Source organism: Microcoleus sp. (assembly GCF_041354475.1).
In the GTDB taxonomy this organism is placed as follows: Bacteria; Cyanobacteriota; Cyanobacteriia; order Cyanobacteriales; family Microcoleaceae; genus Microcoleus.
Genome location: NZ_JBGJZU010000037.1, coordinates 1 through 19,545, shown reverse-complemented (window position 1 = coordinate 19,545; position 19,545 = coordinate 1). Strand labels below are relative to the sequence as shown.

The following is a 19,545-nucleotide window of genomic DNA, read 5'->3' as shown; positions in this document are numbered from 1 at the left end:
AATTGCCCATTTCCTGTTAAGTTAAACTTTCTAAATTTATGATAAATGGTGTGAGTGTGATGGCGAACAATACAAATTCGTTTCCAGTTTTGTGGTTATCTTTATTGATTTCTGGTCTCATAGTGCCTTTAAGTCCGATCGCCACAATTGCTCAAGTTCAGGATAACTCAAATCCAGAACTTGCGCTAGAAAGTAGTAGCGTCCAGGGGATTTCCTCAGAGCAAACCCAGAAAGCGGTTGAGTTTGAACCATCCCAGCTTAGGGGGACAATTACAGAGATTGACTCGGTAGCCGATCGCACTTTAGCACCGACAGAGATTGACTCAGTAGCCGATCGCACTTTAGCACCAACACAGACAGCAGAGACAGTCGCAACCATAGCACCCAAAATAATGGGGACAATCCGTGAATTGCCCCCAAAAGAGTTAGAAACTACAAACTTTCCTCAGTCTCAAAAAGTTTCTGAAGTTGGCGCAGTTGCCGATCTTAGCAGCGATACTAACAGCGCTGATGACCTCAGTATACAACAAGATGCCGCACAAGTCACATCTGTTTCCCAACTGTCTGACGTGCGACCAACAGACTGGGCTTTTGGCGCCTTACAATCCTTGGTAGAAAGATACGGCTGTATTGCGGGATATCCCGATGGTACATTCCGTGGCAACCGGGCCATGACTCGCTACGAATTTGCTGCGGGATTAAACGCCTGCTTAGACCAAATCACCAAACAAATTGGTACATCAACCGCGAATTTAGTCAAGAAAGAAGATTTACTTGCCGTCCAAAAATTGCAAGAAGACTTTGCCGCCGAATTAGCGACATTAAGGGGACGAGTTGATGCTTTAGAAGCACGTACTTCCGAACTAGAAGCCAACCAATTTTCGACTACAACTAAACTCAGTGGATTTGCCTGGTTCAACGTGACGGGAGCTTGGGCAAATGATAAAATTAGAGTAGAAACTACCGACACAAAAGCTGCTTTACCGATTCGTCCAGCCGGACGAGACCCTGTAACAAATAGACCAATTGTGCAGAAAGTAGACAACCCAGAAGTTACCTTCAGTCAGTTAGTTTGGTTGACTTTGAATACTTCTTTTACTGGCAAAGACCAGTTGATAACGCAATTAGCAGTAGGTAATGGCAATTCCCCAGCCAATCAATTTACTTCTGCGGGTTTGTTCAATACATTTGGAACTCCGTTTCTGGATCAAACAGCAGGAAGCAATCCTAATGAAGTAATCCTGCGAGAACTTTCCTATCGGTTTCCAGTTACTAACAAATTACAATTAGTAATCGGCCCAAGAATTAATTTTTATCGTTACTTTGACAACAATAAATTTAACTTTTTTGTCGATGGTGCAAGTAGCTTTAATTCTAACAACAGCACCTTGTTAACTGCTACTAAACGCGGTGCTGGTGCTTTGGCGTTGTGGGAACTGAGTCGCCAATTTAAACTGGGTTTCGGTTATTTGGGGGAGAGTATGGAATTTTTACCTTCTTCCGTATTTAATTCAGCTTCTAATCCATCTCAAGGCTTGTTTAATGCGACGAATACGAGTACAGTTGAGTTAACCTTTAGTCCGAGCGATCGGGCAAATTTGCGCTTTCTCTACTCTCGTTCCAACATTCGACAAATAGGCGGACTAATTGGTGCCCCGGTTGGTAGACCGATTAATGGTTTGGCAGATGACGGTTTCGGCGGGAAAGTTGGCGATGCTACTGCGAATACTTTTAGTTTCAATTTCGATTGGTCTGTCACTCGCCGTTTTGGTCTGTTCGGTCGCTATGGCTACGGCGAAACCAATATATTTCCCCGAACTAATCGACCTGATGGCACGATTAAAACTCAATCTTATCAGTTAGGAGTAGCGTTTCCCGATTTAATCAAAAAAGGGGCTTTGTTTACGATGTCATTTTTAGTACCCTTCGATGTTACTGGCGGTCGCAGATTTCTGATTTCTGGGGGCGGCAATGGGGGTACTCAGTATGAAATTGAAGCAAATTATTATTTACCACTTACGGACAATATTTCGATAGTGCCTGCACTTTATGTGATTGGTAATGCCAATAATTTTGACAACAATCCGACTATTTTTGTAGGCAATTTGCGGACGCAGTTTAGTTTTTAAGATCGACAATGATAGAGGGAAAGCCCTATTGAAAAACGGGGTTTTTATATCAAATCCGTTGACATCGGAATTATTATTTCTCTCTTCTCTTTCTCTGTGTCCTCTGTGTCCTCTGTGGTTTAATAATTCCGATAAAACCGGAATTAATATTAACCAATTTTTTGATAAATAAAACCCCCCTTGCTTAAACAAGGGGGGTTAGACGCATAAAGTACGTCGGATTCTCCTTACATCGAAGAACCTAAACCGGCATAAGCACCGTAGAAGAAAAGAGCCAAAATGCTTAGAGCACCGAGGCCAGCTACAGTAGCTACTAGCCACAAAGGAATTCTGCCACCACTAGACATAGCCATAACCTCACTAATTCACAACTAATTGACGCTTCCCGGCTTTTGGGAGCAGGGATTATCAAGAAACTACCAAATGGTAATTCTTACAGGCTTTGTCAAACTGCCTTTAATCGACATCAAATTCAAAGACCAGTTAGTTAAAGAAATAACTGGAAAACAAAATACCTAAAACAAAAATCAGCAACAAACCCAAATAAAGAGAAGTCCGGTTTAATTCAACAGGCTGCTCATTGGGATTAGGAACGCGCTCAGGCATTGTAAACTCCTATCTATCGTTGAATAAATTGCATTGCTGCGATCGCGCCCAAAAAGAAAAGAGTTGGGACACCTAAAGTATGAACTGCCAACCACCGCACCGTAAAAATCGGATAGGAAATCGGCTCATTGTTTGGGGTTCTGCCAGTCATTTTTTCTAACTCCTTGTTAAATTACTTGGCAATGAACTGATCAACTTGTTTCTTAGCTTCAAAGCGATCCGAAATAATCGGCACTTCTTCCCGTTGCGGGGTGAAATACTGGTTAGGGCGAGGAGTGCCAAAAGCATCATAGGCCAAACCAGTCTGCACAAACAGCCATCCAGCAATAAACAAAGCTGGAATGGTGATGCTGTGAATTACCCAATAACGGATACTTGTAATAATGTCACCAAAGGGACGTTCTCCAGTTGTACCGGCCATCTCAAATTCTCCTTTCAACAAATCGACAGACAATCTCTATCACTATTCTACTATCAAGCAGCTTGCGTGGAACCTTGATATTTAAGTAGAGTACCGTTCGCGCCGATAATAAATCCGCGTTCTGGGCCCATAAAGACAATCCTGTAAAAATTAGCAGGAACATCTTCTACTTCGCGGTCTTTTTGCCAAGTTTTCCCGCCATCCAAACTGCACAGCAAATTGCCGCCGCCGCCGGCTACCCAAACTTCATTATCAGTCCGGTAAGCCATATCTAGCAAACCCCAACTCGCTTTGCGATCGGGAAAAAACGGTTTTCCCCAACCTTCAGGATTAGACGGGTCACTAAACTGAATTTGACCACCACGGGCGAGCATCCACAAACGCCCATCCTTGGTAAAGCCCATATTTTGCAAGCGACGAGAACTATTGCGGTTGTGAGGTTCCCAAGTATTCTGTCCTGGTTTCCACACCGAATAGAAATTGCCCTTGGAGGAAACCGCAACATACTGTCCGTCTTCAGAACGGTTGATATTGCGAACCACTCCAAAGGAATCCTGAACGACAGCTTTCCAATTTTTGCCACCGTCATTCGTCCGGTAAATCGCCCCCACATCCGTCGTCATTTCTGCCGAATTTGGGCCCTGGGCGGCGATCGTACTGGGAGAACCCGGTAACTGAGAACTCAAAGCAATCCGAGTCCAAGATTTGCCCTCATCATCTGTGTGGAGCAAAACTGAAGGCTGACCGACTATCCAGCCTTCGGAACCCGAAAAACTCACCGAGGAAAAACGCGACCTGGTATCGTCGATATCCAGGGCGATCGGTTTCCAATTAGAACCGCCGTCAACAGTTTCAAACAGAGTCGCCTCAGAACCCACAACCCAGCCGTGCTGACCATTGCCCGTAAAGGCAATATCCTGCAAATTAGCTTCTGTCGGCAAGGAAATTACCTGCCAAGGGTTGTAACTCACAGAACCAATGGTGCTGCAACTGGCACAGATGAGTGCCGCACTCAATAAAATTACAATTCGTTGCCAAAATCTCACAATCGTCTTACTGCAAACCATACATACTAAGTAAAAACAAGAAACCAACGACCAAGCCGCCAAAAATCAGTAAACTTTTCTGACCTTCGGTCATGCCATTGACGCCGACGCCGTAGCGCTGATTTTCCTTAAATCCAGACGCTCCTTCCATCTGACCGAGATTTTGAAACATCGACTTGCGCGCCCCGCAAACGGGACACACCCAAGTCGGGGTCACATCTGTAAAAGCAGTGCCGGGGGCAATTGCATTTTTAGGATCGCCTTTTTTAGGATTGTAGACGTAGCCGCAGGCTCGGCACTCGTGCCGATCGAGGTTTTTAGTCTCAGTGGCTTGATCGCTCATAGATCGAAAAGAATAGGCTAGCTAATCTTAAAATATACATTAAAAATTATTGCAGAACATGGGCGATTAATCTCAACTAACTCGTAATTTTAGCTACCCAGAATCTATATAATGTAAAGACAAGTTACAGAACCCTTTCACAGAGGCAGTAATAATTCACCGTGTTTGCACTTAGCGGCTACGAGTATTTCTTAGGCTTCCTGTTAATTTCTAGCCTAGTCCCTATCCTCGCCCTCACGGCGGCGAAGGTACTGCGGCCCAAAAGTCGTCCCTACGACCGACGGACCACCTACGAATCTGGCGTCGAGCCGATCGGCGGAGCCTGGATTCAGTTCAACATCCGATATTATATGTTCGCCCTGGTCTTCGTCATCTTTGATGTAGAGACCGTCTTCCTCTATCCTTGGGCGGTTGCTTTCAACCAGCTAGGACTGTTGGCTTTTATCGAAGCCTTGTTTTTTATCACGATCCTCGTTATTGCTCTTGTCTATGCATGGCGCAAAGGAGCCTTGGAATGGTCTTAAGTTCTGACAAATCACAAAAACCTCTAATTGTCAACCCCGCGACTCGGCCGGAAGTCACCTCGGAATTATCAGAGAATGTCATCCTAACTACGGTGGATGACCTCTATAATTGGGCGAGACTTTCGAGTCTGTGGCCGCTGCTTTACGGCACGGCTTGCTGCTTCATCGAATTTGCAGCTTTGATTGGTTCGCGCTTTGACTTCGATCGCTTTGGCCTAGTACCGCGATCGAGCCCACGACAAGCCGACTTGCTAATCACCGCCGGCACGATCACCATGAAGTACGCCCCCATCTTGGTGCGGCTGTACGAACAAATGCCCGAACCCAAATACGTGATCGCGATGGGCGCGTGCACGATCACCGGCGGAATGTTCAGCGTAGACTCCCCCACAGCAGTCAGAGGCGTTGACAAACTAATCCCCGTAGACGTGTACATACCAGGCTGTCCCCCGCGTCCAGAAGCGATTATTGACGCGATTATCAAACTGCGGAAAAAAATCGCCAACGATTCTATGCAAGAACGTGGCAACTTGCAGCCCACCCACCGCTACTACACCAGACCCCACAAAATGAAGGTAGTAGATGACATTTTGGACGGCAAATATTTGTCAATTCCCGGCCGGATGGCGCCACCGAAGGAATTGACGGAAGCTATGGGAATGCCCGTACCACCAGCCCTGCTTGCATCACAAACACAGGAGGTAGAACGTGGCTGAGACAGAAACCTCAATTGTTGAAGCAGGTAAAGTTTCCCAGTGGTTGACTCAGAATGGCTTCGATCATGAAGCTTTGGCGACCGATAATTTGGGTGTGGAGATCTTAAAGGTCGATCGCGACTTCTTAATTCCCATGTCAACAGCACTGTATGCCTACGGGTTCAATTATATGCAGTGCCAGTGCGCCTACGACCAAGGGCCGGGAGAAGATTTAGTCAGCGTTTACCACTTGGCTAAACTGACAGATAATGCTTCCAAGCCTGAAGAAGTCCGCGTCAAAGTATTCATTCCTCGCGAAGATCCGAGAGTGCCATCAGTCTACTGGATTTGGAAAGCTGCGGATTTTCAAGAACGGGAATCCTACGATATGTACGGGATTGTCTACGAAGGACATCCGAATCTGAAACGGATTTTGATGAACGAAGATTGGGTAGGCTGGCCGCTGCGGAAAGATTATATTTCCCCTGATTTCTACGAATTGCAAGACGCTTATTAATAGAGTTTTGCGAGGGCGGGTTTTGAGGATGAAATTTGACTGTAAAAGTCAAATTTTATGCAAAACTCGCCCTCTGTTTTTTTAATCTATTGCTGTAGGGCGATGTTTGGCGATATTCTTAGTCTAAGAATTCTAATATCTCCGCATGACCTCAAACCCAAGTCGCAGACTCATTAATGATATCGAAGCTCTCCTGGCGACAAGCGCAAGGCTATTTGCGTCAGAAGGTTCCGTGCGTGAGGTGGCTCTCCTAGCAAATGCAGAGTATAGTATCAACTTGTGCGAGGAACAATACGGCCAAAACACTTACCACCTCTATCTTCAAGTTCCTGATTGCCTTTACTCGCAAAATTCTGACGATTTAATAATTGAAACAGATCGAAGTTTCTACGTCAATGCTCCCAAGCGATCGATCGCCAGTTTAGCCTAGTAGGTTGTAAAATATAAGTGTAAAGCTATAAAAACACCTATGACACTCACTCTCACTCTGACACCAGAAATAGAGCAATACTTAACACAAAAAGCTCAACAGCAAGGGCTTTCGACAGAAGCATACACTCTGCAACTGCTGATAGAACATATTCTGCTAAAACAAAAGCAAACAAAATCGGTTAATCTGCTTCAATCTTGGATGGATGAAGAAGATGCCGAAGAGCAGCAAGAAACAGGTCAGTATCTGATTCATGCTCTTGACGAAGATCGTTTATCCGATCGCCAGCTATTTCCTATTGAATTAAAAGGTGTAACTTGGTGAGCAGAGTCGTTTTGTTAGATGCAGGCCCAATTGGTTTAGTTACGAATCCAAAACTATCTCCTGAAAGCACCCTTTGTACTCGCTGGTTGCAAACACTTATTACATCCAATATTCGAGTGATTATTCCCGAAATAGCCGATTATGAAGTTCGCCGAGAGTTGCTGCGGGCAAACAAGGTAAGGGGTATTGCTCGATTAGATGAATTAGCCAACTCGATCGAGTATTTACCCATTACAACTACTGCTATGCGACAAGCTGCGATGTTTTGGGCACAAGCTCGTCAGCAAGGACAACCGACAGCAGGTGATAAGACGATTGACAGCGATATGATTTTGGCAGCACAGGCGATGACTCTTGATGTTGTGGATGTTGTAATCGCGACAACAAATGTTGGTCATCTTTCTAGGTTTGCGACCGCCGATTTATGGCAAAACATCAATCTCGGTTGAGCTTCTGGTGCTGATGGGAGAGATAGCTAAGGCAATAAAGGCGCGATCGCAGTTTATAACTATAACCGATGAGTTCCAGCGATCGCAAAACCAAACTAGAATACGGCGATTTTCAGACACCGCCGCCATTAGCCGAGATGGTTTGTCGAAAATTAGTAGAACTTAACGTCAATCCGAGCACCATAATTGAGCCCACCTGCGGTGTCGGTAATTTTATTCAAGCTGCTGTACGTTCGTTTCCATCCGCAGCCAAAATTATTGGGGTTGATATAAATCAAAATTACTTAACACAAATCAGACTAAATAAGCAATTATTTCAGGATGAGAGATGCAATATTTTTCACGGAGATTTCTTTCAGTTTGATTGGGAATCGTTAGTTAATCAATATACAGATAGACTGCTTGTACTCGGTAACTTTCCTTGGGTGACAAACTCGCAACAAGGAACTGTTGGCAGCGAAAATTTACCTAAAAAAAACAACTTTCAAAATCACATCGGCTTAGATGCTCTCACAGGTAAGAGTAATTTTGATATCTCAGAATGGATGCTGATTCAGGCGGTGCAATGGCTGCAAAAGCGCGATGCTGATCTGGCGATGCTTTGCAAGACTTCGACGGCCAGAAAGTTATTGAATTACCTTCATTCTCAAAAACTCAATCTCGCTGACTGTGCAACTTACAAAATAGATGCAAAAAAATATTTTGATGCAAATGTTGATGCTTGTTTGTTAGTCTGTAAATTTGATGCTGATTCGCGCAACTACTTCTGCGATGTATTTAGCAGTTTAGAAAGTTCAGAATGTCACAGAATCGGATATCACAACAATCTCCTGGTTAAGGATATAGATGCTTTTAGTCAAGTGAGCGATTTATATGCGGTGGATTCAGGGACAAAATGGCGATCGGGTGTAAAGCATGACTGTTCCAGTGTGATGGAGTTTCGGAAAGTTGACAATTATTTTGTAAATACCTTGGGAGAAGTTGCCGATATTGAGGAAACTTATCTGTTTCCACTAATCAAAGGATCTGGTGTTGCTCAAAATCGAATTAATGATACCGATCGCTATATGCTAATTACTCAAAAATTTATCGGGGAATCAACCGAAAATATCAAAAATATAGCTCCCAAAACCTGGCGTTATCTGGAGTCTCGCGGGCAATATCTAGATAATAGAAAAAGCAAAATTTATCACAATAGTCCTCGATTTGCTATTTTCGGAGTTGGCGATTATACCTTCAAACCTTGGAAAATTGCGATCGGCGGGCTTTATAAAAAATTGGAGTTCAGGTTGATCGGTAAAATAGCTGATAAACCTGTGATTTTTGATGATACTGTTTACTTTATAAGTTTTGAGGATGAGGGAATTGCACGTCAAACTTTTGAGCTTTTGAATTCACCGGCTGCAATTAAGTTTTATTCGGCGATCGTATTTTGGGATGAAAAGCGTCCGATCAAATCCAGTGTCTTAAATTGTCTGAATCTGGCATTGCTGGCAGATTCGGAATTTGTCACCGCCGATGCACGCAGATTTACGCAACAGATTTTTACACGACCAGAAAGTCAGCCTGCATCACAAATTTCGAGATAAACTGAGGGCTACTTACTCGGTTTGAACTTTTTGACAAACGCTACTTTCTAGGATATGATCAAAGTATGCTCATCACCTTGCCACATTTTGAATGTCTGCTTATGCCCAAAAAGATTAGAGAACTCAAAAGCCTGTTGCTAAAAGCTGGGTTTACTTATCGTTCGGCAAAAGGCAGTCATACAAGATGGCTTCATCCTTTACTACCTAATGAACCAATTACCATTGCTGGAAATGATGGCGATGATGCAAAACTGTATTTAGAGAGAGAAGTTAATCGAAAAATTGGAATATTGAAAGCAATTGAAGAAGAGGAATCTGAATCATGAAATTACCTTATATAATTGTTATTCAGTGGTCGGATGAAGATAACTGCTACCTAGTTCACTTACCTGATTTTCCATCTCAGCAGTTCCACACTTACGGAGATACCTACGAACAAGCTTTGCAGAATGCAGTGGAGGTATTAGAGCTTTTAGTTGAAGAATATCAGGCAGATGGTAAATCTCTCCCAGCACCTAAAACTTTAGTAGAAAACTTGCTGTTTGCTTGAACGTAGATTTGAAGTCATTGAGCATGATTCGGAGATTCCCAGATTAACTCCGAAACTCTCAGACGCCCTTCTACCGGTTCATACTCATCCTCTAAAAGCCAATACTGTGCTTCATCATAACTTTGACTGGAAAATATAATTTTATAACGCTCAGCCGGATCGTAAATCCGACAATTACCCTCAGCATCACTTAGCAACAAAAGCAAATAAGGAGGTGAAAGATTTGGATCGATCCATACCTCTGTAAACTCCCAGTTATGCTTCACTAGGTCGGCTTCTAGGTGTAACGTGGTATCGGTTTTCAACATCAACTTTTATCTCCCCATAATAAAGTAAATGTGCCTGCTGTCAAGGGTGATTGGGAGATTAATTCCACTCATTAATTAATTGCTAAGGATACAAGTATCATTAAATCACGCGATCGCCCTTAGCTATGATAATTCACGCAATATTTGGTCGATTACCACATCCGGCAAACCAAGCAACTGAGCGATTTGGCATGGTTCGATACCTTGACTGTGCAATTTGCAAACGACTTCAACCACATCTATTTCCAGCCGTTCGATCTGAGTTTTGAATTTTGATTCAGTGGGGCGATTGTTGTCAGGGTTGCTAGGCGAAAAAGGACAGGGTTTGAGGTTGAGGGTGTGGACGTATTCGACGTATTGATGAATATAATCTCTACCGAAGTTTGAAGTATTGCTGATATTTCTGCGATCGATCGCAGCTTTGAGATTGCCTTTTTGCATCTCTTCATCCATCACTGCGGAGAGATTTTTTAGTAGCTTGTAGCCGACTTCTCGGACATATTTTGTAGTGTAGCGGGTGTCGCGAGCGATCGTTTCGTAGGTTTTGCCATCATACATTCCCTGCAACACTAACTGTTGTAGCGTGTTGAGATGTTTGCCTGTTTTTTCAAATATTAGACTATCGACCAATTTCAGCAGTTCGTTATCGTCAGGGACGGCTTGCAACGGGCGATCGTCGTTGGGCTGCATGGGTTAAGTTAAGAAATATAAAGTTAAGGAAACTTCGGGCTTTTTCAGTCTTTTTAGGGCTTTTTTGGTCAAGACATAGATGAGACAGGTGAGGTAGATTTCTTAAATCACCAACACAGAGTAACAGTATATGCCTGACAATTTAGCTTTGCTGGACAAGAATGACATACTGAACGGTAGCAGCGCCCAGGATCAAGCGGATTGCGGCTGTCCCTTCAAAAAAGCCGCGACTCAAGAAACGGTATCGAATGCTCAGAATATCCAGAATATCCTTGGTTTGGGAAGCAACGATACGCTAGAAAGTTCGATCGCGCCAGACTTTTTGAATGGTAACACAGGAAAGGACTTGATTTCCGGTAGTGCTGATGGGGATATTGGGCGATCGAGTTCTCAAGTACGCATTGGCTCACTTTCGAGGGATGGTAGTGCTTATATTTTAACTGAGGGAAGCGACACATTTACGATTCCCCTTGGCTTGCTCGATACTCTCATCGGCGGTTTGCGGGGTTTAGGCGGTGCGGATTCGATTACAGGCTCAGAATCCGGGGATATCGTCTATGGCGACGAAGGAAATGACCGAATTGAGGGCCGAGGTGGTGATGATTTGCTGTACGGTGGCGCGGGAAACGATTTTCTGAGTGGCGGTGCGGGCCAAAACGGTCTGCTTGGCGGTCCGGGTGCAGACACCTTGCAGGGTGGTGAAAGTGCCGATGGTGTTAACGGAAACGCAGGTAAGGACGTAATCTTCGGTGGAGGCGGAGACGACTTTTTGCGGGGTGGTCGCGGTAACGATATTATCAATGGGCAAGATGGCAATGACTTCCTGATTGGCGATTTGGGCAATGACACCCTGACTGGTGGTGCGGGTCAAGATGTGTTTGTTCTGCGCTCTGAGGCGGCTTTAGGCTCTCCTACGTTTGACTTAATCACCGACTTTCAAAGAACGATCGATTTCATCGGACTTAGCACAAATCTTAAGGAATCCGATATTGTTTTGGAGTCGAAAGTGCAGCCTGCTGGTGGTTCGGCTGTGGATATTAAGGTGGCTGCAACAGGGGCTTTGTTAGGTACTGTTTTGGGAGTGACACCGGACGATTTAAGAGGTCGTTTTAGACCTTATGATGTGGAACCAGATCGTCCTGAAGATAAAGTCACAATTGATTTACCGGAAGTTAAAAAGCTATCTGATAACAAATTTCAGATGGAATTTCCGGCGAGTGATGGTAGCAAATATACAGTAGTTTTTCAAGATGATGCTGACGGACGTTTCGTAGAATCAGTTATATTCGTACCCAATCGTACAACGGGTGTTCGTGGTAGTACAACGCGCATGAGTCGAGATGGTACAAGGGCGGATATTACTGTTGAAGGCTCTAATGAAACGGCGCGAATTGAGAATCAACCGAGTAAAGAACCTGGAAAGCCGGATCAAGGTGTTATATCGCGGCTCAAAGATGGTCAGATTATTGACACTGTAACTTTTCCTGTGCCAACCGAGCCACCTCCAGTATCTACTCCTCCTGAGCCACCAAAACCAACGACTCCGACCGTTAGCGGTCGAGATTTTGCGAAAGATTGTGAGTCGGTTAAAAAGTTTTGCAGAGGCACTGGCAGACTTGCTAAAGTGGTTGATTTTGCTGCTGCTGCGTCAGCCCTTGGTGGTTTAGTATTGCCTCCTTTTAGGGTTGTTAACAAAGCAATGGAGGCCGCGTCTACAGGATTAAAAGTCATTGACTACAGTTGCAAACTTCTTACAGGTAGCGATAAAGACCTTGGTGATGCGGTAATTGACGAATTGACTGGAATAGGAGTTGGGAAAATTATCCAATCAGCAGGAATTGCAGGAGAAGTTATAGGAGGTAGTTTAGATTTAGCTTCATCTACTAAGGATCTCATTGATTTATTTTTTGGGGAAGAGAAGCCGACAGAACCTTCTAAAACCAATTTTTTGCCTCAGATCCGAAAGTTTCTTGCTGATAAGACGGGTATTCCATTTGACTTCTGCGATAAACCTGCGACTACTCCTGTAACGCCTCCACCAACACCAACTTGTTCAAGCGCAGTCTTTTTTGGAGAAATCATCCCTGAACCCGTCCCCTATGGACAAACGGCACAATACAAAATCACATACTGCGATCCACGAATAGACAACATAATCGTAGAACTTGAGACAGCAAGTGGAACACAAACCAAAATCATTCCCATTTCCTCACCGAGTGGTACGGTAAGTGTTGGAGTACGAAACAAGCCAAACGCTTTTGGGGACTGTGGAGGCAGTTTTGATAACTCGATCGGTATGTATTTTAATGGTCTGACTGTTGTTGCTCGAGGAAGAAGTGGGAGTAGTGATTTAATTGGATTGGGGGATTTCATGAATTTTCGTGCTTCTGGTAACTTACGTAATGGGCCCCTTTCCAGTGCGTGTGATGCAGAGTTGGTTTAAGGGCGATATTGAATAAAAATTGTAAGGGCGGGTTCGCCGATCGCTCTTGCCACCCACCGATAATCTTGATAAACCCGCCCTTCCCAACCGATAAGTGCGATCGCCCTTAAAGAAATAAACTAATATCTACTCGGAAAAAATCGGCAAGTTTTCTGGCTTCATCGATTTCGAGATCCCTTTCACCAACAATAATTTTGTCAACCTCTGTTTCCGTTCCCAAAACTGGAATTAGATCGGATTTGTCCAAATCTCTCGCATCCATTAAATGTCGCAACATTGAGGCAGAGTCGCCTTTTGGAATTGGATAATTTTCTGCTTCAAATTTTTCAATCAGCGTTATCAAAAGCTCCAAAAATAGCTCTTCCTCCTGCGATCGCATGGGGCAGTGTTCCAGTTCGCAAGCAAGAGCGATCGCGGCCTCGTTTTCTGCGCCCGTTGCGATCGGTTTTGGTTGATACCGAACAAGTAAATCTGTATAATATTTTGCATCAAAAGTACGGATCATTTTTCCACTCATCCTTATCATATTCAGCGTGAGTCAGAACATATTTGATGTAGATTCTTTGAGAAACGTAAAGCAGATCGACAACCAGCCGATATCGATTGCCCTTAATATTAAATACTGTAAAATTTCCGACTGCCTCAGCTTTTGGATAAATCTGCTGAACATCAATTAGGTTCTGCCATTGGGCTTTAGTTGACACTCTATACCAGTCATAAAGTGCATCACAGGAATCGGCATGGCTTTCACAGAAATCTCGCAGGATTTTTCGGCTGATAACACGCATTACACCCTTGTTTTCCAAACTACAACAGACTTGGCTCTGGTCATATTATAAACGGTTTTGAAGAACTTGCCCTTCCCAATAAAACAGCCGATCGCACTTTTTTGTGCAAGGGCGATCGCGCTTTTTTGCATAACTCCTAACTTCAATCCAACCGGATTAATTTAACCAACAAACTCATGATTTCTCCATGTTGCGGTGTAATAATGATGCGATCGTCGGGAATGGCGATCGGATGAGTCCAACGAACAGCTTCCTCGTACCGCAGTGCGTGTAGTTGGTGGATAGTTCGGCGTACTCCCAGCGGTGAACCGATGATAATATGACGGACTGCTTCGCGTGAGCCCTCAAAGGTTTGGTTGGTTAAAACATTGGGCGATGTTTGGTTCGATGATGAATCTTGCAACATAGCTGTGACGAATAATTTTGGATAGGTTTGATGCTTTGTCACGGTAAAACCGCGTACAATAACAGATTGAAGAAAAGACAGCAATTCCCCTACAGCACAAGTGGCTTAGCTGGTGCTGTCTAAATCTCTATTGTTTAAATCTAAATTAATTTAGGGCTGGTGTCAATTATTTTAGATAAAACATAAATAAATTAATATAAGTTAACAAATAGCCTATGGAAATCTCAGAAAGAGCCGAGCGATCGCCCCTAATGCGACTGAGAGTTCAGCGGTTTATGACTCAAAAGCAGCTAGCAGAAGCACTTGGAGTTACGGAAGCGACAGTCAGCAACTGGGAAGCGGGGCGATCCGTACCGAAACTAACGCCTGTTCAATACAAGAAATTGCTAGATATTCTGCAAATTACCTCTGCTGAATTACCAGACCAATTTGGTTATCCTAATGAACTTGATGGATAAAATCGAGATCGACAGAGAGTTGCTGATTCGTATCAGCTTTTTCGCTCGATCGCCAGTTAGGCACGCAGCACCGACTTCGCTTTTTGCAAATAATCCCGCCGATCTTCGAGGCCGTTGTAACCCCCATTCACGCGCAAGGTGACTGCTTCGAGGTCATCTCGATCGGCATAGTCGTTGAGGTGTCGGGTATCCCAGTACCAGCCTGCGACCCAAATCGCAAACGGAATCTGTGCGACGAGTTGGGGTTGAGCTATAAAATCCTTATCCATAGCCTTAGAAAACTCGGCGTAGTTCGATCGCCCAGTCAGTTGCATTAACCCCCGTCCCTTAAAGCGTGCGCCGTCGCCCGGTTGAGTGTTACCCAAATCGTCCCGTCCCTCGTAGTCTTGACCAGAAGCATATTCTTCCATTGCATTGAAACAGTCTGATTCATGAGCAACCTGAGCAATGAAATGGCAGATGCGCAGGGGAGTATTAATCTGATAGTAATTAAGAACCTCGTTGAGGCTGGGGGCCAGTTGTCGCAGGCGATCGCTCGGTGCCTTCGATCCGGCAATCTGAATCAGTTGCTCGCCCGTCATATATTGGGCGCTGGCCGTGGGACTCGCAGCCGTAGCCGTACCAGAGGCGAAGAGAGTTTGAGCTGTTTGGACTGGTGCAGTTTGAGCTGGTGCAGTTTGAGCTGGTGCGTTTTGGGCGGATGTACCCGGTGGGTTATTGCCGTAAAACAGCCGTCCCCAGCCGGTTTTCGGACCATCTGCCGTCCAGCGACAGGTCAATTCCCGGCGAGAATAGGTCAATCCGCCGCCCTCTTCAGAAGCGTAGCCGTCCAACAAATTGCCGAAGGGATCGTTGATAATGTAATCGCCGCCTGCCGTGCGACCGATCGCCACAATCATATGTCCGCCAGAAGGTGCTTCCGGTGGCCCGTGATGCAGAATACCAATGACAGCAGGCAGTCCACTGGCTAGCGATTTATCCAGATCGTCAAAATCGAGATTGGTATTCCAGGTTGATTGAATTTTCAGTTCTGCCAGCGCCTGAGTTTGGGCGCTATGGTCGGTGGTATCGCCATACTTAATCACGTACTGGAAGTAATTGTCATCCCCAGAAATGTTTGCCCCCAGGAACTTAGCCACCATCGCACAACTGGAGGTATTGCAAGTTCGGTAGGGTTGCTCCATATTGTCTCGTTGGGAGAAAAAGGGAACGGGAAGTTGAATTGCGCCGTTGCTTGCCACCGGGGCAGAGGGAGCCGGAGGAGCGCTCATCATCGGACTTGGGGCGGGGGTCGTTGCACCCATCATCGGTGCGGGAGCAGCAGAGGTCGCCATCATCGGGCTGGGAGCGGGGGCCGTTGCACCCATCATCGGTGCTGGCGCAGCAGAGGGCATCATGAAATTGGCGGGACTAGACCCGTTATTGCCAACGATCGCGACATCGGGTGCGCTGACAAACCAGACGTTGCGGTTTTCAGGGCCGAGTCCGCGATCGATCGCCACTTGCAGGTGATTGTTGTCAGCTTGAGCATAGGACATCAAGCCAAAGCTGTTGCCGCCACCGACCCAAATCTTATAGTTATCGGGCAACAATGATGAATGTTGGGGACTGAGCTTGAATTCGGTATTCTGGCGAACTTGGAGAATGCCCGCAGCCCCTGCGGCAGGAAGGGCGGGAGCCGGAGTCCCCCAAAGCTGTTGCTGTTGCTGTTGGGGGGGCCGGACGGGTTCGGGTCGATCGAACAGGGTTTTATCGGTGGCGACAGTGTTGGCTGTCTTAATAATTTGCTTGATTTGCTCGTTTTCTTTGGCTTGCTGTTGCTGCAACGTCGCGATGTAGTTTTGTACGTCGTTCTTGATGATGCTTTCGACCCGGGTGGCAAAGTTCGCGTAGCCGTCGATATGTTCGACCAGGTTGTCGTAGGAACCACTCAATTGCACGTACTGCCAGCCTTCAGCCTTGAGGTCTTCTGCCATTTTGCGATAATCTCGCCAGCGATCGCCATAGCGATGAAACTCATCTAGCGCCGCACTGACGGCAATCACCTGACTTAAGAAAAAGGGGACGTAAGGAAACCAATCGCGGAAGAAGGCATTATCTTTAGACAGTTGCATATTAATCCCCACCAGAGCAGGCAGCACCACCCCGCTAATAATCGTCGTCAGACGCAATCGGTAGTGCATCCGGCGGCACTGATCCGCTTTTTTATCCGCCCACACTACCTGATCGATCCAGCGCTGTTTGAGCGACTGTTTGTAGAGGTTGGGGAGTTTCAACTGTTCGACTAAGCTTCCCAACTCTTCGCGCAGGTATTGTTCGTAGGTCTTTTTCTTAGCCATCGGGATGTTCTGTTAGAGAGTAGAGGGTTGGGGTACATCTGAGGTTAGGCAAAATCCGCATAGGCGACCCATCTTTTAGGTCGATCGAGATGCTCATCAGAAAATCATAGCTAGAGACAGACACTGAAGAGCTTAATTTTTGGAGGAGGCATTCAGTCCCGGATTTCCGACACTCAACCCAGTCAGCATGATTAATTTTCAACTTTTAACTTTCAACTTTCAACTTTTCAAGCGGTAAATGGTACTCTGTCCACCGTAGTAGCCGTCAAAATCCGTATCGCTTTCCCACAAAAAGCAAGCTCTAGAGGATGAGTTGGAGAGGACTCGACTGCAACAATCGGTCAGTCCAATCCCAATGTGTGCTTCCCCATTCGCAACCACCAAATCGCCCGCTTTCGACGATTCTCTCGACACCAGTTGTCCTCGCCCTTGTTTGAGCGCGTCCAGGACTGCGGGAACGTAATTGGGATTGCTGCCAAGTTGGCTGAGACCTGCATCCTGCATGACTTTGTTGACCGTCCAGGCGCAGGCGTTGTTGCCGCCATCAGGGCCGTCGGCCGTAGACATTCCCCGCAGTTTGAGGGTGGAGGCGAGGATGCGAGCATTCAGGTCGGCGATCGCGGTTTGCGGCATCGGGGCGCTGGCAGAGGGGGCTGCTGCCAACGCGGCAGGAGGCTGGGCAAAAGCCATTGGAGTCGGTGCGGGTGGAGGCGCAAACGCGGCGGGAGGCTGGGCAACAGTCGGCTGAGGCATTGGGGCACTCGGTGCGGGTGGGGGTGCAAAGGCGGCGGGAGGTTGGGCGAACGCGGTTTGCAGCATCGGGGTATTCTGAGGGGGGACTGGTGCGATCGCGTACCCTGTAGCGTTTCCTGGAGCATTGAACGCAGCAGGTTGCGCTGGGATTCCCATTGCTCCAAAGCCATTGTTAGGGGGGTTGGCAGCCCCGTAAGGCGGCAGTTGAGGCCCAGGAGTGCGCTGTGCAAACAAGGTTTTATCGGTGGAAACCTTCTCGGCGGTTGTCAGGATTTGCTTGATTTGTTCTTGCTCCTTAGCCTGTTTTTGTTGCAACGTCGCGATATAGCTTTGTACGTCATTCTTAATCAGACTTTCGATCCGACCTGCAAACAGGGTATAGACATCTTGGTGGGTTGTAGATTCCTTGTTCTCAGTCGGCGGTTTGAGGGCTTTCCAGTCTTCGACATTGACTTCGGACATCCGACTGCGCGACAGGGGAGGCGGACTATCGTCTTCTTCGTGGGTTTTGTAGCGATAGGGGCCGCTCAATTGCAGGTATTCCCAGCCTTCTGCTTTGAGCTCTTCGGCTAGTTTTCGGTACTCGCGCCAGCGATCGCCAAAGCGCAAAAATTCTTCCGTTGCCGCACTGACTGCGATAATTTGGCTCAAGACAAACGGGACGTAAGGAAACCAAAAGCGAAAGTATTCATTATCTTTGCCCAGTTGAAAGTTAATTCCAACTAGGGCAGGCAACAGTACACCACCGACGATCGTCGTCAGGCGCAAGCGATAGTGCCAGCGTCGGCATTGTTCGGCTTTCTTATCCGCCCAAACCACTTGATCGAGCCAGCGACTTTTGAGCGACTGTTTGCAAAGATCTGGTAGCTCCAGTTGCTCGACCATATCGGTCATTTCTTGGCGCAGGTAGTCGTAATACGAGGTCTTTTTCGCCATGTGGACTTCTGTTTGCACTATATTGTTTAGATCCGCATCGTGGCTGCGAAATCCGAGTTGTTCACCCCCTTTATTTCACGAGGCAGCAGTTCGATAGCGCAAGCGCTTTGTTAGTTCGACTGATGACCAACGACTGGAATCCTATGAACTATCCCTCTTCTGTCACTCTCGCAAAACTGGCGTTGCTGAATACAGGTATGAATTCAAGTCCACCACCAATTCAGAACAGCCAATTTATTCGTCTACTAGAGAGTTGCTGACGACAATATTGATGTTTTATGGCTTCTTGAGTAAGTTTTATTAGACAAATATATTGTACCATAGGTAGATGACAAAGCAATCATTAAGCCGTTAGTCATTTAAATTTATTGCTTCAACCCCTTACAGTATGGGGCGTGGTCTACAAATAGTGCAGTTTGAATGTCGAACAGCTTATTTATAATTCAGTGCTTAGTCAATCAGTTGGAAAAGTAAACACTGTATGGGTTCACGGGGTGACAACCCCGTCAAATTCCGGATCTTCCCAAAAATCGGTGTACCAGATGGCGCACTGGCAGTTTAGCGCCAGTTTAGATGTTGTTCGAGTCCCATCCAATCCGATCGCGTGACTTACCAAAATCCCAGACATTTCTGGAGAAATCCAGAAATAGCTAAGTAAGTCCAGGCTTTCGTTATTAGCTAGACAGACGGGAATCCCCACACTATACCGCCTCGGTTAGTGTGGGATGAAAGGCGTGTGAGGTGAGGATTCCATCTGTTCACAATCTCAAAGCATAGCTTTGAGTAGTGGGCGGATGGATG

Annotated in this window: 27 protein-coding genes; 12 read left to right on the top strand and 15 right to left on the bottom strand. The window is 46.0% G+C overall.

Features of this window, described 5'->3' with window-relative positions:
• Positions 1 to 59: 59 nt before the first annotated feature.
• Positions 60 to 2,129 (top strand): iron uptake porin, encoded by a 2,070-nt coding sequence (locus ACBR23_RS15305; protein WP_371120259.1) that lies wholly within the window; start codon positions 60 to 62, stop codon positions 2,127 to 2,129.
• 227 nt (positions 2,130 to 2,356) lie between these two features.
• On the opposite strand, the gene ACBR23_RS15300 is transcribed toward ACBR23_RS15305, so the two are convergent.
• The 6 genes from ACBR23_RS15300 to ACBR23_RS15275 all read right to left on the bottom strand — a co-directional run bounded on the left by ACBR23_RS15300 (position 2,357) and on the right by ACBR23_RS15275 (position 4,545).
• Positions 2,357 to 2,476 carry a photosystem II reaction center protein J gene (locus tag ACBR23_RS15300; RefSeq protein WP_340521366.1) on the bottom strand — a complete coding sequence of 40 codons (120 nt, stop codon included), beginning with the start codon at positions 2,474 to 2,476 and terminating at the stop codon, positions 2,357 to 2,359.
• Positions 2,477 to 2,612: 136 nt separating this feature from the next.
• A complete protein-coding gene (locus ACBR23_RS15295) occupies positions 2,613 to 2,735 on the bottom strand; it encodes a photosystem II reaction center protein L (RefSeq protein ID WP_015176850.1) in 123 nt (40 codons plus the stop codon).
• Between the two features lie 13 nt (positions 2,736 to 2,748).
• Positions 2,749 to 2,886: a cytochrome b559 subunit beta gene (gene psbF, locus ACBR23_RS15290; RefSeq protein ID WP_340521364.1), complete on the bottom strand. Its 138-nt coding sequence runs from the start codon at positions 2,884 to 2,886 to the stop codon at positions 2,749 to 2,751.
• A 21-nt stretch (positions 2,887 to 2,907) separates the two neighbouring features.
• The gene (gene psbE, locus ACBR23_RS15285; protein ID WP_006635503.1) at positions 2,908 to 3,156 is read right to left on the bottom strand and encodes a cytochrome b559 subunit alpha; all 249 of its coding nucleotides are present in this window, start codon (positions 3,154 to 3,156) and stop codon (positions 2,908 to 2,910) included.
• A 53-nt stretch (positions 3,157 to 3,209) separates the two neighbouring features.
• Positions 3,210 to 4,223, bottom strand: a complete 1,014-nt coding sequence (locus ACBR23_RS15280; RefSeq protein WP_371120258.1) for a photosynthesis system II assembly factor Ycf48 — start codon at positions 4,221 to 4,223, stop codon at positions 3,210 to 3,212.
• On the bottom strand, positions 4,210 to 4,545 hold the full coding sequence (locus tag ACBR23_RS15275) for a rubredoxin (RefSeq protein WP_371118000.1): 336 nt from the start codon (positions 4,543 to 4,545) through the stop codon (positions 4,210 to 4,212). Before ACBR23_RS15275 ends, ACBR23_RS15280 begins: the two co-directional genes overlap by 14 nt.
• A gap of 161 nt (positions 4,546 to 4,706) precedes the next feature.
• On the opposite strand from ACBR23_RS15275, the gene ndhC reads away from it, so the two are divergent.
• From ndhC to ACBR23_RS15230, 9 genes are all read left to right on the top strand, one after another.
• Complete coding sequence (gene ndhC, locus ACBR23_RS15270) at positions 4,707 to 5,069, top strand: photosynthetic/respiratory NAD(P)H-quinone oxidoreductase subunit C (protein WP_096831245.1); 363 nt, start codon at positions 4,707 to 4,709, stop codon at positions 5,067 to 5,069.
• Complete coding sequence (ndhK, locus tag ACBR23_RS15265; protein ID WP_371117999.1) at positions 5,060 to 5,785, top strand: photosynthetic/respiratory NAD(P)H-quinone oxidoreductase subunit K; 726 nt, start codon at positions 5,060 to 5,062, stop codon at positions 5,783 to 5,785. The genes ndhC and ndhK overlap by 10 nt, the downstream gene beginning before the upstream one ends.
• The gene (locus tag ACBR23_RS15260; protein WP_371117998.1) at positions 5,778 to 6,281 is read left to right on the top strand and encodes an NAD(P)H-quinone oxidoreductase subunit J; all 504 of its coding nucleotides are present in this window, start codon (positions 5,778 to 5,780) and stop codon (positions 6,279 to 6,281) included. The genes ndhK and ACBR23_RS15260 overlap by 8 nt, the downstream gene beginning before the upstream one ends.
• A gap of 145 nt (positions 6,282 to 6,426) precedes the next feature.
• Positions 6,427 to 6,711, top strand: coding sequence for a hypothetical protein (locus tag ACBR23_RS15255; protein ID WP_371117997.1), 285 nt, complete (start codon positions 6,427 to 6,429; stop codon positions 6,709 to 6,711).
• Between the two features lie 39 nt (positions 6,712 to 6,750).
• On the top strand, positions 6,751 to 7,035 hold the full coding sequence (locus ACBR23_RS15250; RefSeq protein WP_371117996.1) for a hypothetical protein: 285 nt from the start codon (positions 6,751 to 6,753) through the stop codon (positions 7,033 to 7,035).
• On the top strand, positions 7,032 to 7,484 hold the full coding sequence (locus ACBR23_RS15245; protein ID WP_371117995.1) for a type II toxin-antitoxin system VapC family toxin: 453 nt from the start codon (positions 7,032 to 7,034) through the stop codon (positions 7,482 to 7,484). Before ACBR23_RS15250 ends, ACBR23_RS15245 begins: the two co-directional genes overlap by 4 nt.
• A 68-nt stretch (positions 7,485 to 7,552) precedes the next feature.
• Complete coding sequence (locus ACBR23_RS15240) at positions 7,553 to 9,073, top strand: class I SAM-dependent methyltransferase (protein WP_371117994.1); 1,521 nt, start codon at positions 7,553 to 7,555, stop codon at positions 9,071 to 9,073.
• 101 nt (positions 9,074 to 9,174) lie between these two features.
• Positions 9,175 to 9,399 carry a type II toxin-antitoxin system HicA family toxin gene (locus ACBR23_RS15235; protein WP_341739504.1) on the top strand — a complete coding sequence of 75 codons (225 nt, stop codon included), beginning with the start codon at positions 9,175 to 9,177 and terminating at the stop codon, positions 9,397 to 9,399.
• Positions 9,396 to 9,623: a type II toxin-antitoxin system HicB family antitoxin gene (locus tag ACBR23_RS15230; RefSeq protein WP_371117993.1), complete on the top strand. Its 228-nt coding sequence runs from the start codon at positions 9,396 to 9,398 to the stop codon at positions 9,621 to 9,623. Before ACBR23_RS15235 ends, ACBR23_RS15230 begins: the two co-directional genes overlap by 4 nt.
• 14 nt (positions 9,624 to 9,637) lie before the next feature.
• On the opposite strand, the gene ACBR23_RS15225 is transcribed toward ACBR23_RS15230, so the two are convergent.
• The 3 genes from ACBR23_RS15225 to ACBR23_RS15215 form a co-directional block, all read right to left on the bottom strand.
• Complete coding sequence (locus ACBR23_RS15225) at positions 9,638 to 9,889, bottom strand: hypothetical protein (RefSeq protein WP_371118004.1); 252 nt, start codon at positions 9,887 to 9,889, stop codon at positions 9,638 to 9,640.
• Positions 9,879 to 9,941 (bottom strand): hypothetical protein, encoded by a 63-nt coding sequence (locus tag ACBR23_RS15220; RefSeq protein WP_371118003.1) that lies wholly within the window; start codon positions 9,939 to 9,941, stop codon positions 9,879 to 9,881. Before ACBR23_RS15220 ends, ACBR23_RS15225 begins: the two co-directional genes overlap by 11 nt.
• Positions 9,942 to 10,054: 113 nt before the next feature.
• Positions 10,055 to 10,621: a hypothetical protein gene (locus ACBR23_RS15215; RefSeq protein ID WP_371117992.1), complete on the bottom strand. Its 567-nt coding sequence runs from the start codon at positions 10,619 to 10,621 to the stop codon at positions 10,055 to 10,057.
• 130 nt (positions 10,622 to 10,751) lie between these two features.
• Between ACBR23_RS15215 and ACBR23_RS15210 the strand changes: the two genes are divergently transcribed.
• The gene (locus ACBR23_RS15210) at positions 10,752 to 13,064 is read left to right on the top strand and encodes a calcium-binding protein (protein ID WP_371117991.1); all 2,313 of its coding nucleotides are present in this window, start codon (positions 10,752 to 10,754) and stop codon (positions 13,062 to 13,064) included.
• A 106-nt stretch (positions 13,065 to 13,170) separates the two neighbouring features.
• Here ACBR23_RS15210 and ACBR23_RS15205 read toward each other — a convergent pair whose 3' ends face one another.
• The 4 genes from ACBR23_RS15205 to ACBR23_RS15190 are packed head-to-tail and all read right to left on the bottom strand — an operon-like array spanning position 13,171 to position 14,300.
• Positions 13,171 to 13,569, bottom strand: coding sequence for a type II toxin-antitoxin system HigA family antitoxin (locus ACBR23_RS15205; RefSeq protein WP_371117990.1), 399 nt, complete (start codon positions 13,567 to 13,569; stop codon positions 13,171 to 13,173).
• On the bottom strand, positions 13,553 to 13,852 hold the full coding sequence (locus tag ACBR23_RS15200) for a type II toxin-antitoxin system HigB family toxin (RefSeq protein WP_371117989.1): 300 nt from the start codon (positions 13,850 to 13,852) through the stop codon (positions 13,553 to 13,555). Before ACBR23_RS15200 ends, ACBR23_RS15205 begins: the two co-directional genes overlap by 17 nt.
• Positions 13,852 to 13,983 (bottom strand): hypothetical protein, encoded by a 132-nt coding sequence (locus ACBR23_RS15195; RefSeq protein ID WP_371117988.1) that lies wholly within the window; start codon positions 13,981 to 13,983, stop codon positions 13,852 to 13,854. The genes ACBR23_RS15200 and ACBR23_RS15195 overlap by 1 nt, the downstream gene beginning before the upstream one ends.
• Before the next feature lie 11 nt (positions 13,984 to 13,994).
• Positions 13,995 to 14,300 (bottom strand): hypothetical protein, encoded by a 306-nt coding sequence (locus ACBR23_RS15190; RefSeq protein WP_371117987.1) that lies wholly within the window; start codon positions 14,298 to 14,300, stop codon positions 13,995 to 13,997.
• Positions 14,301 to 14,473: 173 nt separating this feature from the next.
• Here ACBR23_RS15190 and ACBR23_RS15185 point away from each other — a divergent pair, with 173 nt between their 5' ends.
• Complete coding sequence (locus ACBR23_RS15185) at positions 14,474 to 14,716, top strand: helix-turn-helix domain-containing protein (RefSeq protein ID WP_371120257.1); 243 nt, start codon at positions 14,474 to 14,476, stop codon at positions 14,714 to 14,716.
• Positions 14,717 to 14,772: 56 nt separating this feature from the next.
• Here the strand turns inward: ACBR23_RS15185 and ACBR23_RS15180 are convergent, their stop codons facing one another.
• Positions 14,773 to 17,055 carry a DUF4231 domain-containing protein gene (locus ACBR23_RS15180; RefSeq protein ID WP_371118188.1) on the bottom strand — a complete coding sequence of 761 codons (2,283 nt, stop codon included), beginning with the start codon at positions 17,053 to 17,055 and terminating at the stop codon, positions 14,773 to 14,775.
• A 219-nt stretch (positions 17,056 to 17,274) separates the two neighbouring features.
• Positions 17,275 to 18,744 (bottom strand): DUF4231 domain-containing protein, encoded by a 1,470-nt coding sequence (locus ACBR23_RS15175; RefSeq protein WP_371120256.1) that lies wholly within the window; start codon positions 18,742 to 18,744, stop codon positions 17,275 to 17,277.
• Positions 18,745 to 19,545 lie beyond the last annotated feature (801 nt).